The 15,320-nt window shown below is 35.6% G+C and carries 16 protein-coding genes; 1 reads left to right on the top strand and 15 read right to left on the bottom strand.

The features are described 5' to 3' along the window. Window positions 1–44: 44 nt before the first annotated feature. The 11 genes from AC3G7N_RS05460 to AC3G7N_RS05410 form a co-directional block, all read right to left on the bottom strand. A complete protein-coding gene (locus tag AC3G7N_RS05460; protein ID WP_489421133.1) occupies window positions 45–1,808 on the bottom strand; it encodes an ATP-binding protein in 1,764 nt (587 codons plus the stop codon). After that, window positions 1,808–2,527, bottom strand: coding sequence for a response regulator transcription factor (locus AC3G7N_RS05455; RefSeq protein ID WP_489421132.1), 720 nt, complete (start codon window positions 2,525–2,527; stop codon window positions 1,808–1,810). Before AC3G7N_RS05455 ends, AC3G7N_RS05460 begins: the two co-directional genes overlap by 1 nt. Before the next feature lie 99 nt (window positions 2,528–2,626). After that, window positions 2,627–3,808, bottom strand: a complete 1,182-nt coding sequence (gene ccsB / locus AC3G7N_RS05450; protein ID WP_489421292.1) for a c-type cytochrome biogenesis protein CcsB — start codon at window positions 3,806–3,808, stop codon at window positions 2,627–2,629. 35 nt (window positions 3,809–3,843) lie between these two features. Further along, window positions 3,844–5,481 carry a cytochrome c biogenesis protein ResB gene (resB, locus tag AC3G7N_RS05445; RefSeq protein WP_489421131.1) on the bottom strand — a complete coding sequence of 546 codons (1,638 nt, stop codon included), beginning with the start codon at window positions 5,479–5,481 and terminating at the stop codon, window positions 3,844–3,846. A 31-nt stretch (window positions 5,482–5,512) separates the two neighbouring features. After that, window positions 5,513–6,085: a thiol-disulfide oxidoreductase ResA gene (gene resA, locus AC3G7N_RS05440; protein WP_489421130.1), complete on the bottom strand. Its 573-nt coding sequence runs from the start codon at window positions 6,083–6,085 to the stop codon at window positions 5,513–5,515. Between the two features lie 50 nt (window positions 6,086–6,135). Next, window positions 6,136–6,879, bottom strand: coding sequence for a pseudouridine synthase (locus tag AC3G7N_RS05435; protein WP_489421129.1), 744 nt, complete (start codon window positions 6,877–6,879; stop codon window positions 6,136–6,138). Window positions 6,880–6,963: 84 nt separating this feature from the next. Further along, window positions 6,964–7,494, bottom strand: coding sequence for a spore maturation protein (locus AC3G7N_RS05430; RefSeq protein WP_489421128.1), 531 nt, complete (start codon window positions 7,492–7,494; stop codon window positions 6,964–6,966). Further along, complete coding sequence (locus AC3G7N_RS05425) at window positions 7,491–8,081, bottom strand: nucleoside recognition domain-containing protein (RefSeq protein WP_489421127.1); 591 nt, start codon at window positions 8,079–8,081, stop codon at window positions 7,491–7,493. Before AC3G7N_RS05425 ends, AC3G7N_RS05430 begins: the two co-directional genes overlap by 4 nt. Then, window positions 8,074–8,958 carry a D-alanyl-D-alanine carboxypeptidase family protein gene (locus tag AC3G7N_RS05420; protein WP_489421126.1) on the bottom strand — a complete coding sequence of 295 codons (885 nt, stop codon included), beginning with the start codon at window positions 8,956–8,958 and terminating at the stop codon, window positions 8,074–8,076. The genes AC3G7N_RS05425 and AC3G7N_RS05420 overlap by 8 nt, the downstream gene beginning before the upstream one ends. Window positions 8,959–9,213: 255 nt before the next feature. After that, window positions 9,214–9,789: an SMC-Scp complex subunit ScpB gene (gene scpB / locus AC3G7N_RS05415; protein ID WP_489421125.1), complete on the bottom strand. Its 576-nt coding sequence runs from the start codon at window positions 9,787–9,789 to the stop codon at window positions 9,214–9,216. Then, on the bottom strand, window positions 9,789–10,526 hold the full coding sequence (locus AC3G7N_RS05410; protein WP_489421124.1) for a segregation/condensation protein A: 738 nt from the start codon (window positions 10,524–10,526) through the stop codon (window positions 9,789–9,791). Before AC3G7N_RS05410 ends, scpB begins: the two co-directional genes overlap by 1 nt. 137 nt (window positions 10,527–10,663) lie before the next feature. Between AC3G7N_RS05410 and AC3G7N_RS05405 the strand changes: the two genes are divergently transcribed. Beyond that, window positions 10,664–10,747 carry a YjcZ family sporulation protein gene (locus tag AC3G7N_RS05405; RefSeq protein ID WP_489421291.1) on the top strand — a complete coding sequence of 28 codons (84 nt, stop codon included), beginning with the start codon at window positions 10,664–10,666 and terminating at the stop codon, window positions 10,745–10,747. Between the two features lie 216 nt (window positions 10,748–10,963). Here AC3G7N_RS05405 and AC3G7N_RS05400 read toward each other — a convergent pair whose 3' ends face one another. The 4 genes from AC3G7N_RS05400 to AC3G7N_RS05385 all read right to left on the bottom strand — a co-directional run bounded on the left by AC3G7N_RS05400 (window position 10,964) and on the right by AC3G7N_RS05385 (window position 15,272). Further along, window positions 10,964–11,329: a GNAT family N-acetyltransferase gene (locus tag AC3G7N_RS05400; RefSeq protein ID WP_489421123.1), complete on the bottom strand. Its 366-nt coding sequence runs from the start codon at window positions 11,327–11,329 to the stop codon at window positions 10,964–10,966. 329 nt (window positions 11,330–11,658) lie between these two features. Further along, window positions 11,659–12,096: a peptidylprolyl isomerase gene (locus tag AC3G7N_RS05395; protein ID WP_489421122.1), complete on the bottom strand. Its 438-nt coding sequence runs from the start codon at window positions 12,094–12,096 to the stop codon at window positions 11,659–11,661. Between the two features lie 337 nt (window positions 12,097–12,433). Then, a complete protein-coding gene (lysA, locus tag AC3G7N_RS05390) occupies window positions 12,434–13,741 on the bottom strand; it encodes a diaminopimelate decarboxylase (protein WP_489421121.1) in 1,308 nt (435 codons plus the stop codon). Window positions 13,742–13,841: 100 nt separating this feature from the next. Continuing rightward, window positions 13,842–15,272, bottom strand: coding sequence for a spore germination protein (locus AC3G7N_RS05385; protein WP_489421290.1), 1,431 nt, complete (start codon window positions 15,270–15,272; stop codon window positions 13,842–13,844). Window positions 15,273–15,320 lie beyond the last annotated feature (48 nt).

Raw genomic sequence — 15,320 nt, 5'->3', positions numbered from 1 at the left:
TTCTTATCTTACCAAACTAGACCGAATTAAGCAATTTTATCTGATTATGACAGAGGAATTTTAAAGGTAAAGGTTGTTCCTTCATTAAGTTTGCTTTTTACCGATATTGTTCCTTGATGGGCATCAATAATATTTTTAGCAATTGCTAGACCTAATCCAGTACCTTTTTTCTCCTTGTTTCTAGTTCTCGACTTATCAGCCTTGTAAAACCGTTCAAAAACAAAAGGTATATCCTCTTCAGGAATCCCACTGCCACTATCCTCAATGGAAACGTGCAATTCGTCATTATTTATTTCAACTAAAACATTTACAAATCCATTTTCAGTTGTATGCCTTATAGCATTGTCAATTAAATTAGTAAAAACTTGTTCCATTCGATCTGGGTCAATAGTAATAAATGAATCTTTACTGGTAGTAGATTGTAAACTTAAATCTATTTTTCTATCCAGTGATATACCATTGAATTTCTTGATGATACGATTTATATAACTGTACGCGTCGACTTTTTCCATATTTAATTGGATATGTCCTGCTTCCATTCTAGCAAGATCCAATAACTCATTTACCAAACGGCCCATGCGCAATGATTCTTCATGAATTATTTTTGCCAAATCATTTTTATCTTCTTTGGTTTCTGCTACATCATCTACTATTGCTTCACTATACCCTTGTAACATCGAAATCGGTGTCCGCAGCTCATGGGAAACATTGGCTATGAAATCCTTGCGAAGTTTGTCTAAGCGTCGTTCTTCAGTCATATCACGAATAACTGCAACAGCGCCACGTACGTAGGATTGATCATATAATGGCGTCATAATCATAACCCAGTTTCTTCCTTGCAAACTTATCTCATGTATGGCTGCCTTTTCACTTTTAATTACACCCTGTAAAATTAGGTTTAATTCTTCAGGTAGTTGATTGTGTGATTCTGTTAATTGCTTACTATTTTCAAAATACCAGCTTTCAATAAATTGTTTAGCAGGTGGATTGGTAACAATCATATCCCCATTACGATTCAACGTTATTACTCCATCAGCCATGGAACTAACGATACTAGACAGCTGTTCTTTTTCTTGACGTAAGGCATTAATATGAAATTTTAATTGTCTTCCCATCCGGTTGAATGCCATGGCTAGTTCACCAATTTCATCATGTGTTAAAATGGGAACTTTTGTATTAAACTCTCCCCTTGTTAAATCAAAAGCTGCCTCACGCATTTTAATTAAAGGAGAAGTAATTCTTGTTGATAAAAAAAATGCAAAAATAGTAGTTAAAATAATGGCTATTCCAGCAGCTAGAAATATGATTTTCGTTGTTTCAGCTTTTGTCTTGTCCACTACCTCCAAGGATTGATAAACATATACTGCCCCACTCCCATTTCCAACGGGGGTGCCAACTATCATGACTTTACTATCATTATTTGGAAGGGTCATTTGTTTTTTCACCTGTTGATCGTCTGATATTACTCTTGCTAACCTGTCATCATTCTTAATCCACCCTGGTTGAAGTGCAGGTAAATCATCATTACTACTTTTGGAAACCCAAATCGTTCCATCATTAAAAATAATGGCAACTCGGCTAGAAGGTTCTTTCACACGATTGGTTGTCTCGTAAACTAAGTTTTCGTTTTCGTATTGTTTAACCATTACAGATACTTTTGTTGCTGTTTGGAGTAAGTCTTCTTCAGCCTCATCTATATGAAAGTTCTCGAAGAATTCAAGTAAAAAAATGGTTAGAATAAATAATACAAAAGAAACTAGCAATAAAATGGTAACTGCTAGTTTCCCGACCACACTACGCCAAAACATTATACATCATCTACTTCAAATTTATATCCCACGCCCCACACCGTAACAATCATCTTGGATGCCTCGCTGGATACATTATTTAACTTTTCTCTTAACCGTTTTACATGTGTATCAACTGTGCGTAAGTCTCCAAAAAACTCATATTGCCAGACTTCTTTTAGTAATTGTTCCCGATTAAATACTTTGTCTGGTGCTTTAGCAAGGAAACAAAGTAATTCATATTCTTTTGGTGTTAAGCTAACCTCTTTACCATCTGCTAATACACGGTGTGCATCATGATTAATTGATAAGTGAGGGAAAACAAGCATATCTTTTGGTATAGAATCATTTTCTTTAAAATTTGTTTGTGATGATGATCTTCTAAGTATAGCCTTGACACGTAAAACAACTTCTCGGGGGCTAAATGGTTTCACAATGTAATCATCTGTCCCCACTTCAAATCCTTGAACCCGATTGGCTTCTTCTCCCTTTGCAGTCAACATGATAACAGGAGTTTGTTTTTCTTTTCTTAATTCCTGGCAGACTTCTATTCCATCCATACCAGGCATCATAATATCCAATAGGACAACATCATAATCATTTTCTAATGCCAGCTCTAATGCATCTGTCCCATTATCAGCTTCTTCAACAATAAATTCTTCTCGCTCCAAATACATTTTAATTAGATGACGTATTCTGTCCTCATCGTCTACCACCAATACTTTTGCATTTTCATCCATGTGATTCCTCCTCATTAGATCACGATATGAAAAACAAGGCACTATTTATCCTGATGAATAACAATGCCCTGTTTTATACTTCATTCAATGTAATAAAATTTAAGCGTATGAATGCAGTCCTGCTAAAACAAGGTTAACTGCAATTAAGTTAAACATGATGATTGCAAATCCACCAACTGCAAGCCACGCTGACTTTTCACCATGCCATCCTCTTGATAGTCGTAGATGTAGAAATGCTGCATAGAAAAACCAAGTCACTAAGGCCCAAACCTCTTTTGGATCCCATCCCCAGAATCTATCCCACGCTATTTGTGCCCAAATGGAGGCGAATATAATACCACCCAGTGTAAACACAGGGAACCCTATAGCAACTGCACGATAAGATATTTCATCTAATAAGTCAGGTTTCGTTTTCATTAACGCTGGTTGTATTGCTGCACCGATTCTTTTACGTAAAACTATGCGTAACAGGCCGTATAAGACTATTCCAGCAAATACAGACCAAATTAACGTATTAAACTTTCTTCCAGCATCAACACCGTGCATCCATGATGGAGCATCGAACCATGGCTGCATCACACCTTCCGTAACTAGTGTACCCTCATATGGACCAGCAATTGCTGGTAAAGTATAATCTGCTGTTACTGTTGTATTATTTGTAGTGTATTCAAATTGCGCTTCATATCCAGCGACATTGAAAATCACATTTACTAAACTAAAACCAATAAAAATAAGTAGCGAGAACAATACAAGTTCAAGCCATGTTGTTCGCTTACTGCTTTTTGATTGATCAATTGTACGAATTAAGTAAATTAACCCAACTACGAAGCTGATAGACAATATTGCTTCACCCAATGATACGGTTGTCACATGAATATACAGCCAGTGACTTTGTAAAGACGGTACCAATGGTGATATTTCAGTTGGGAACATGCTAGCATAAGCAATTACGATTAAGGCAATTGGCAAAGCGAACAATCCTAAAATACTAACTTTGTAGATGAAATACAGAATAATAAACGCAAATACCATGGCCATTCCAAAGAACGTAACAAATTCAAATAAGTTACTTACTGGGGCGTGTCCACTAGCAATCCAGCGCGTGATGAAATATACGATTTGAGCTGAAAAACCTATAATTGTTATGGTGATACCAATTGTTCCAGCTTTCCCTTTACTTCCCTTACTACGCTTGTCACGTATGGTTGCACCAAAGAAAAATGTAGCAAGTAAATATAAGAAAAATGCTGCATACAACATCGTACTACTTATATTTATCATTGTGTCCATGTAAATCCTCCTTCAAAACGAACTGTTTAATCAGGTAATTCTTGTTGATCGTTAACCATTTTAACATTGGTGTTAGCTATCGATTTTTCAATATCATTTTTAACACCATGCCAATTCTTGTTTGTATGTGCAGCTATTAACAGGTTACCTTTATTAGGATGGATCCAAATTCTTCGATGTTGCCAATACATACCCTGAATGACACCAATCATAAAGATGATTGCACCAATAACAAATAATGGCAACGTATAATCTCTTCGAACAGTAATACCACTAACATCCCGCAATTCAAAATCTTGTAATCCTAATTTGTATTCATTTTCACCAGTAGCATCAATATTTTTACGAATACCTACAAAACTTACTTCAGGTTCATCACTATTTGGTGGATAGATAAAAAACACAAATGCTGGATTTCTTGCATACTTCGATTCTGATCTAGGCTCTCCATCATCTAGGTAGTATTCAGGATAGTATTGATCAATTTCTACACGGAATCCATTGTCTAAGTTATATTCTGATTTCGGCTCTGTAAGATCAATCGTAAATGACCCTAAAGCAGTTTCATTTTGATCATCGGTTTCATGTATCTTAAATGACATACTTGTAAACTCATTTTTTTGGTAGCCCGCCTGATACAATGTATAACCGTCGAATTTTAATGGATGATTTAGTTTTATGCTGTTCTCTTTAATTTTTTCCAGCTTAGGTTCTGCACCTGTGACAGATTCTGCCTTTTCTTGATAAATAACTAGTTCCGTTTCAAAGTTTTTTGCAACTACTCCCTCTTTTTTGATTGCTTCCTTGAAACGTTCATTATCTTTATCGTAAGTTTCTAGTATAAAATTTTTATTTTTTGCATAATATTCACCATGGGTTCCAGGAATGACTTGTTGTTCTCCCTCCCGGAGCCACATGTACTCATCTATATACATTGGTGTAGTCATTCGAAGGATCGCTGCGATTAAAACAATTATTAATCCAATGTGGTTAACATAAGGTCCCCATCTAGAGAACCTTCCTTTTTCAGCCAGAATGTGACCTTTTTCATTACGAACCTTATATCGTTGTTTCTTTAATGACTCAACTATTTGTTGTTTTTCTGCATCTGTAACATTTTCTGATTTGCTATATAAACGTTGTCTATTTAAGAATGTCTCATGCCTCTTAGCTTTTTGTGTTTTTAAAGCTTTATATAATGGCACAAAGCGATCAATACTACAAATTACTAATGAAATACCAATGAGTGCGACTAATAGCATGTACCACCATGAACTATAGAGATCATAGAACCCTAACTGATAATATATCTGTCCAAAAATTCCATATGTACTTTCATAGTAAATTGCAGGATCTCTAGAAACTGCATTTGCAGGAATATACTGTTCCTGTGGGAAAATTGTTCCTATCGCTGATGCGACTAATGTTAAAACAATCAGCCATACTCCTACTTTTACAGAGGAGAAAAAGTTCCATATTTTATCAATTATTGACTTTTTATATGTTTGTGACCGACGAGCACTCCCGTCATATCGCATATTTAACAGCTTAGTTTTGTCATTTCCATCAATATGTTGGTTTCCTTCAATTGGCTTCCCACATGCTTCACAAAGCACTGTTCCCTCAGGATTCACGTGCCCACATTCACATTTTATTTTATTCATTCGTATCCCTCACAATAGTAGTGTTAAGAATTTACTCGGGCTGAATTTTTTTTAAATATCCTTCTAAACTTTCAAGCGTCAATGCACCTTCAACAATTTCCACCACTTCACCCTCTGGATTGATGAAAAATGTACTTGGAATAGGTCCAACTCCATATAAATCCATTACTTGACCAGTATCATCGTGTGGAATCGGAAAAGTTAAGTCATATTGATCAATGAAACGATTGATTACCAATTCTGTAGCATCCAAGCTTACCGCAACAATTTCAATCCCTTTCTCTTTATACTCAGGATATAATTTTTCCATGTATGGCATCTCGGCTTCACATGGTTTGCAATATGTAGCCCAAAAATTCAACATAACACCTTTACCTTCTAAATCACTTAATTTCACAGTCTCAAGTTCGTTATTTTTGTTAACTTGTTCCAACTTAAAATTAGGCGCCTGTGATCCCACATCAATTTTTGTCGTATCCTTACTTAAATTTGAAACTAGTGCATAAGCGACTGCCGCAAGCAAAATTACTAATACAACTGTACGAAAGATTAAACGATTTCGTTTTTTTCTTCTTTTATTTGCTTTTATATCATCTACATTCACGATATCCACTCCCAAGTCATTATACCATGCGAAACAACAGTCAAATTTGACTATTCTTTAACAATTTCACTTGCGATATGCCGCATTTGCTTGACTTCATGTGGGGTTAATGGCCTTGCGTCCCCCGATTGGAGTCCATGCAGGGTTAACACTCCATACCTTTCTCGTTTAAGCTTTTTCACTGGAAAGCCTATCTGCTCCATCATTCTTCTTATGTGCCTGTTTTTACCTTCAGTTAATGTTAATTCTATAATAGAAGCATTTTTACTTTTATCCGTTGATAATATTTTATAACTTACAACTCGTAGTAAATCATTATCCACCTTGATTCCTTTGCGAAGAATATTAAGCTCGCTTTTCTCTGGTATGCCACTAACCTTGGCAACATATACTTTATTGACCTCATGTTTTGGATGCATGAGTAGGTTTGCAAATTCCCCATCATTCGTTAATAGAAGTATGCCTGATGTATTATAGTCTAAACGTCCAATAGGAAAGACCCGTTCTTTAACATCCTCTAAAAAGTCAGTAACAATCGTTCTATTTTTATCATCTTTTAAACTCGAAATAACTCCTCTTGGTTTATAAAGCATGTAATATACTGGAGCTTCCTTTTGTAACGGAACCCCATCTATTTCAATTTCATCAGTCGGAGAAGCCTTTGTCCCAAGTTCTGTCACTGTTTTATTGTTCACTTTTACCTTCCCATCAAGAATCATTTGTTCCGCTTTTCTTCTTGACGTTACACCACTTTGGGCAATAATTTTTTGTATTCTTTCTAATGAGTTTGTCATGAAATCACCAAATTTCCTATAATTTTACTAAAAATCGTTAACATAACAATAGCGTTAACAGTATGCTAACGCTACATTCTTATCTTATCCAAACACAATCGTTACAATTACGATTGACGCTATTATACCAATTAAATCGGCTAATAGTCCAACCTTTAGTGCGTAACGCATTTTTTTAATGCCAACTGCACCAAAGTAGACAGTCAAAATATATAATGTTGTATCTGTACTACCTTGCATGGTAGACGCCAACCTCCCAATAAAGGAGTCTGGTCCAAACGTTTCGATTAAATCCGTCGTCATGCCTAATGCAGCTGTCCCTGATATTGGTCGTACAAGCGCAAGTGGGATTATCTCAGGAGGAACACCTATAGCTACTAATATTGGTTCAATTAAATGAATAAAAGCTGTCATTGCACCTGATGCTTGCAAAATGCCAATAGAAACGATCATTCCCACTAAAAAAGGAAGTAGAGAAAATGCCAGTTTGACACCCTCTTTACCTCCTTCAACAAATGTTTCATATGTGGGTACTCGCTTATACGTTGCAGTCAACAACACAATTAAGATAAAGCAAGGGATAAGCCAGGCACTAACTGTTGTTATATAGCTCATTTATTACCTCTCCTCACACTCTTATAATAATAATACCGATCGATAATAAGTGCACTTAACGTTGACACAATCGTAGCTATAATCGTAGTTCCAACTATTTCGGTTGGAGAAACAGAATCATATTGCATCCGAATAGCGATGACGGTTGTTGGGATTAATGTCAAGCTAGACGTATTAATTGCTAAAAACGTAATCATTGATCTAGACGCGGTATCCGTTCCGCTTAATACCTTCATCTGTTCCATTGCCTTTATCCCCATTGGTGTAGCGGCATTTCCTAGACCAAACATATTTGCCACTATATTCGACAATATATAACCCATAGCTGGGTGGTCTCTTGGAATATCCGGAAAAATCTTTTCAACTATTGGTCTGAATAGTCGAATCAAAAATTTCAGTACTCCTGCCGATTCAGCTACTTTCATTATACCAAGCCAAAATACTAGGACACTAATTAATCCAATGGACAATGTAACTGCATTATTTGCGCTTTCAAATAATGCTTTATTTACATTGTCCATTGTGCCATTAAACATGGCATAAACAATACCGATCATTGCCATGCAAGCCCAAATAAGATTAACCATTCACATCTATTCCAATAATTTGTCTATATATATTCCCAAAAACTGCTAAAAATCTACTAGCATCATTAGGTGAAGCCATAGTTGGTTTATCTGTATTCTCAAAACCCCATTCGTATAAATTGATATGATCAATCCAATCATTGGGGTCCTGTAATGTTACAACTATTAAATCTGTACCGTCTTTACTAGCAGTTGAAACTAAAGTCCGTCCAGCACTTTTTGTATAGCCAGTTTTACCGCCTGTACAATATGCATAATAGGTTGTAAGTAGTTTATTTTTGTTTCTCCAAGCATAATCTCGAGCTTCGGATTTATACATTTCTGTTTTTGTTACTTTTTCAAAGATTTTATTATCCATTGCATAGCGCATTAGCAATGCCATATCGTAGGCTGTTGAGTAATGTTCTTCTCCATCAAGTCCACTAGGGTTTTCGAAATGTGTATTCGTCATTCCAATCCACCGTGCCTTTTTATTCATTAAATAGACAAACCCTTCTAGACTTCCTCCAACGTGTTCACTAATTGCAACTGCAGCATCATTACCAGAACGTAACATTAACCCGTAAACTAGATCTTTTAACAGCATTTTTTCCCCTTGCTTTAAATAGATAGATGAGCCTTCTGTATAAACTGCACGTTTACTTGCTTTTACGGTTTCATCCATTTTACCTGATTCAATTGCTATAATAGCTGTCATTATTTTGGTAATACTTGCAATTTTTTGTTTCTCATGAGCCTTCTTTTCATATAATACTTCACCAGTACTTTCGTTTATCAACACTGCATTTATAGCTGAAATACCAGGCTTCGCTATTCCATGTAGAGGGGATAGTAATATCAATCCTATTAGAAAACAAGAAAAAAGTGCCATTCGCATAAAGGGATCCTCCCAAGAACTTTAGTCTGTATATTGTATGCTTGGACACCCTCGATATGAACCTTTTTAGAAAACTTGTCCACCAAGCTTTAATACTGTAAGTCTTAGTTACACTTATACTAATATCCACTAATCTTATCCGTGCATAGAAAAACCCGTTAGCTTTAAATTAGCTAACGGGTTAATAAAGTGAAACTTCATTCAGTGAGGGTTTTACAATCCGCCTAACCGCAATAACGTTATGTTATTTATTTTCTAATCCTTGGTTAGTTTCTCGAAAAATAAATCTGCCTCTTGTTCTACACTGCTGTCTCCTAAGTTCTCTGGTAGTGGTGGCAGTTCCTCAACGGATGATAATCCAAAATAGGTTAAAAATTCTTTACTTGTGCTAAACAATACTGGGCGTCCAATACTTTCTTTACGTCCAACCTCTTCTATTAGAGACCTAGCTAGCAATGTCTGAACAGATCGATCACTTTTCACTCCACGGATTTCTTCTATTTCTGTTCGTGTAATTGGTTGCTTATACGCAATAATTGCAAGCGTTTCGAGTGCAGCTTGTGACATCCTGTTCATTTTTGGACTTTCAAATAACTTTTGAAAATATTGGCTGTGTTGTGGCTTAGTTGTAAGATGGAACGTATCATGTGATTGCATAATCGTGATTCCGCGATCCGTATGTCCGTAATCAAACTTTAATTCTTCTACTATATGTTCAATCGTTATCGGATTTATTTCTATTATTTTTGCAAGCTGTTTTACTGTGATGCCCGTGTCCCCACTTGCAAATAATAACCCTTCAACAATTGCTTTGTGTTCCGTATTTCCCACTATTTTTCCTCCATATAGAAAACCTGTAACAATTCAAAATGTCTTTTTTGTTCACAGTATACCTTTTTCGTCTTCATTAATTCTAATAATGCTATAAACGTAACTACTATATGTGCACGAGATTGATAGACAAATAGATCATAAAAGGAAATTCCTTGCTTTGACTTTCTAACAGTATCTAACACTTCTGTCATTCGCTGTCCAATTGGTATATCCATTTTTTTGATTGTTGTATCTAAAGGTTCAGTCCACCTTTTACGTTCAAACAATTTGTTTAAGGCGCCTAACATATCATAAATAGATGTATCATCATTCAGCATTGGCTGATTAATGTCTACCTGATTTAAAACAGCACGCTCTCGCATGTATATCTCATTGGATTCTAATTCCTTTTCTTTCAATGTTTCTGCAGCTTCTTTGTATTTTCTATATTCAATCAGACGATGCATTAATTCCGCTCGAGGATCTTCCATATATGCTTCGTCTTCTTCATCAATTGGTTCATCTGGTAATAACATTTGGCTCTTTAAAGCTATTAATGTAGCTGCCATGACAAGATATTCACTAGCAATGTTTAATTCCAAACGCTGTAGAGTATGTATATATTGCATATATTGTTCCGTAATGGTTGCGACTGGAATATCATAAATATCAACTTCATACTGCTTTATTAAATGAAGTAATAAATCAAGCGGTCCTTCAAATGCATCTAATTTCACCTGGTATGCTTGATTCACGTCACTTACTTCCTTCCTAAAAAAAATTATTAAGCATTATTGTACAATTCGCCTATACACTATGACCCATGTCAACATAAGTTATTAACGTAAGATAAATGTTAGTTGAAACATTTACAAAAAGGAGGAATTTTATTATGAGTAATTCTTATGGCGGTGGATTTGCGTTAATCGTTGTATTGTTCATTCTTCTCATCATTGTTGGAGCTGCATGGATGTAGTTTTCATAAGGTGAAACTACATTCAGTTTCTGATTTTTTTCTCACACTGAATGTAGTTGAACCAACCTTAGCTTGTACGAACAGTTATCTCTCACCTATATATTCGTTTTATAATAATTTTTGGGTGTAGGTCACTGCCCGTTAAGCTGCAATAAGGCAAGACAAATAAATTATACCAACAGCCAGCCCATTTACTTTCGTGAGCTGGCTGTTGGCTTATTCATCCTCATTTATAGCCTCATCGCATTTATTATAAAACTGCTGTGTTAGATCATCTGCACAAACGGCATATTTATTTTGATAAACCTTATTTACCTCGTATACCATCTTTTTACCAATACCCAAATTACGGTGTGAAGGACTTACAGATATGTGTTGGATTACTGCATTAATATCATCCTCAATCCGTACACCTATTGCACCAATTACATCCTCATCTTTCCATAAATAAAGATGCCAATTTGCATTGGTTTCATATTCTTTAATTGTTTGTTGCAATTTTTTTACTTCCTTTTCTTCTGGCATAAAGGAAAGTAAACCCATCGCAATTTTTTCAAGATTTTTCTTAAACCTAATTAACATAGATACCCCTCATTATGAAAATAACTTACCTACCATGGAGAGCAAAAATATATTTTTGTACCTTTACTCATTATTAAATCATCCTCGCAGGAGTGTATATATAGTTATGCCTTACTCTGCACTATTTGTCAACTTTCAGTGCAAAACTAAAAAACAAATATAAGCCAATATGCTATACCCCAAATACTGCCTAAAGTAACTAACAATGAAAATAGGATCCAATTTTTTTTACGTTGACTCAAAGCGTCTTCATCCTTTAACAGCATTAACTTATTTCATTTAAATCATACTACTATTTTACCAATTTGTCATGGACAATTACTTGTAATTTAGTCGTTAAAAATTTTCATTTCTTTCATTTCATCACCATTGTTCATTGCTTTGGCATGCTCAATTCCGGAAGTAACTTGTCCAAAAACAGTATGAACACCATTAAGATGCGGTTGAGTATCATGCACGATGAAAAATTGGCTACTTCCCGTATCTTTACCAGCATGTGCCATCGACAATGATCCTTCTACATGTTTATGTGGATTTCCTTCTGTTTCACATTTTATTGTGTATCCAGCAGATCCTGTACCATTTCCTTTAGGGCAACCACCTTGGCTAACAAAACCATCAATTACACGGTGAAATGTTAACCCATCATAAAAGTTTTCATTTGCTAGTTTTTCAAAATTTGCCACAGTACCTGGAGCTTCATTTGGAAAAAGTTCAAATTCTATTTTATTTCCATTATCCATCAAAATAAATCCTTTTTTCGCCATTTTTCATATCCCCTTTAAATGATTGTTCAAAAAGTCACCAAATGATACACTACGAATTTCTTCGTTGGCTGGTCTTTTCCGGTCCTCATGACTTCGCCACCTTGAAATTCGGCGCACAGGACGTACTAGTGTCGACGTTACAACAAGATAAAGAAAGCTCCCCCTGAAAAAACATCGCACGAAGAAAATTGTTTTTTATTTTCGAGGACGCCTGCGAACTTAACCGACCTTGTTTCTAGTTTGGCACCTTTGACCATCTTTTTTAATTAAATTGAAAATAACACATTCCTTATCTTATCACTTTATCAATTTTATTCAAATAACTAACCATTTTTTATTATTCATAGGATAAGTCATTTTTACTAAGATCCTGATAGGTTTCCCGTTTCACTACTAACTTATCTATCCCATTTTCCACAAATACAACTCCAGGATTTGGAAACCGATTATAATGGTTCGCCATCGAATATCCGTAGGCACCAGTTGAAAATACGGCTAAGGTATCACCCGGTCTGACCTCAGGAATGGGCAGATTCCATATTAACATGTCACCTGATTCACAGCATTTCCCAGCGATAGAACTTTCCGCTATAACTTCTTCATTAGCTTTATTCGCTATTATTCCTTCGTACTTAGCTTGGTATAATGCAGGTCGTAAATTATCCGTCATTCCTCCATCTACTGATATGTAAGTACGAATTCCCGGAATATGTTTCATTGATCCAATCGTGTATAATGTTATACCAGCATTCCCCACAATAGAGCGCCCTGGTTCAATCCAAATTTCTGGCATAGGTATTCTCAACCTACTGGCATGTCCACTGATGGCATTTGTAATGGCTTGAACATAATCACTTGCTTCAAGTGGATTATCCTCGTTGGTATAACGAATACCAAAACCACCACCAACATTTAATACTTCAGGAATATACTGATGATTTTCTTTCCAATTGGTAATCGTCTCAAACAATTGATCAATTGTTTTCATGAAACGATCTGTTTCAAAAATTTGAGATCCAATGTGACAATGCAAACCTCTTACATGTATTTGATTATGTTTATGCATCTGAAGAAAACCTTGTTCAGCTTGACCATTTTGTAAACTAAATCCAAACTTTGAGTCTTCATTTCCTGTCATTATATACTGATGTGTATTTGATTCCACACCAGGTGTTACCCGTAATAATACATTAATTTCATAATTATTGTTTTGTAAAATGCTCTCAATTAACTCTATTTCATGAAAATTATCAACAACGATGCATCCAACATTATTTTCAATCGCCAGCAAAAGTTCATCATAGCTTTTATTGTTTCCATGTAAGTGTATTCTTTCAGTTGGAAACCCCGCTTTTAATGCTGTATGTAATTCCCCTTGTGAGACAACATCCAAGCTTAAATTTTCCTGTTTAATGACCTGAAGCATAGCAATTGATGAAAAAGCTTTACTTGCATAGGCAACTTGAGCCTGTACATCCAAGTCCTTAAACGATTGTAGAAATGATCTGCAATTCTCCCTTATAATTGATACATCGTATACATATAAAGGTGTTCCATATTTTTCGACCAGCAACATTGCATCCATTCCTCCAATCTCTAGGTGTCCTTTTGAATTAATCTGAAATGGATGATTTTCTATAATCAATGGAGGTTCCTCCTACTTTAGTGAGATAAACATTTAAATAGTAAAAATACTTTACCACACCATGACAAAAAACGAAAGCACTTTACAACGTGCCATCGTTTTATCTAAGTTCTTTTTTCCTAGGTGGCTGTCGATAATTATTCTTCGGATGAACGATGCTGGGACGGTCATTTGATAATGGAGCAGGCACCCGAAAGAAAACCTGTACCATTGCTTTTGGATTAAACGGTAATAATGGCCATAAGTATGGTGTCCGAATTGACTTTAAGCTAGTTAAAAATAACATGTACATGGTGAAACCAATTACGAATCCGATTAACCCGAAAAGCGCTGTAATAATAACCAGTAACATTCGCGCCAACTTGTTGGCTGCGCTTAGTTCATAACTTGGCGTAACATAGGAACCAATAGCTGCAATAGAAACATATAGAATAACTTCAGGACTAAACATTCCTACATCAATTGCAATTTGTCCAATTAACACTGCTGCAATTAACCCCATAGCAGTTGATAATGGTGTTGGCGTGTGTATGGCTGCCATCCTTAAAAACTCGATCCCTAAATCACCCATAATGATTTGAATATAGACCGGTATATTCCCTTCTTCATTCAAGCCGATGAATGACAATTGTTTAGGTAATAAAGATGGTTCCATCACAAATAAAAGCCATAGTGGGAGAAGAAATAAAGATGCTAAAATGCCTATATATCTTGTCCAACGAATGAAAGTTCCAACTGCAGGAGCCTGCCTGTACTCTTCAGCATGCTGCAAATGATGAAAATAAGTTGTAGGCAGAATAATCACACTTGGCGATGTATCTACGGTAACTAAAACATGACCTTCCAATAGATGATTTGCAGCTACATCTGGTCTTTCCGTATATCGAACTAATGGGTATGGGCTCCATTTACGTTTAATAATAAATTCTTCAACCGCTTTATCCGCCATAGGTATGCCATCCACTTCAATAGCTTGTAATTTTTCTTTAATTACTTTTAAAAGGCCATCATCAGCAACATCCTGTAGATAACTAATACAAACATCTGTTTTTGAGCGTTCACCAACCTTTAACATTTCATTCCGAAGTCTCGCATCACGGACTCTTCTTCTTGTTAGGGCAGTATTTTGGATAATATTTTCCGTATACCCATCTCTTGAACCACGAATTACTTGTTCTGTATCTGGTTCGGATGGTTGTCGACCTGGGTAATTACGTACATCTACTACATACGCCTGCTTTTCACCATCGACAAAAATTACCGTCAATCCTGATAAGACCTGATCCACCGCTTCATCCATCGTTTTTATAGCTTCTACTTGCTGATGAACTAAACGATTCTTAATAATTTCTGGTATTTTTTTTTTATTACTTTCATTATCATTTATGTCGATCAATTTTTTAATGACTTCCAATGTAACGGACGTGTCAGTAAGCCCCGTCACATAATATAACTGGATTTTCTTTTTCATGATGATAAGCTCTCGAAAACCAAGATCAAATGATAAACCTGCACCGACTTGCTCTTTCATGAAAGTTTCAACACTATCTATATTTGTTGAAATGGGTGTTTTAGATTG

The organism is Virgibacillus carmonensis (assembly GCF_057836705.1).
The sequence above is the reverse complement of the archived record's forward strand: the minus strand, read 5'-3'. Positions and strand labels throughout refer to the sequence as shown.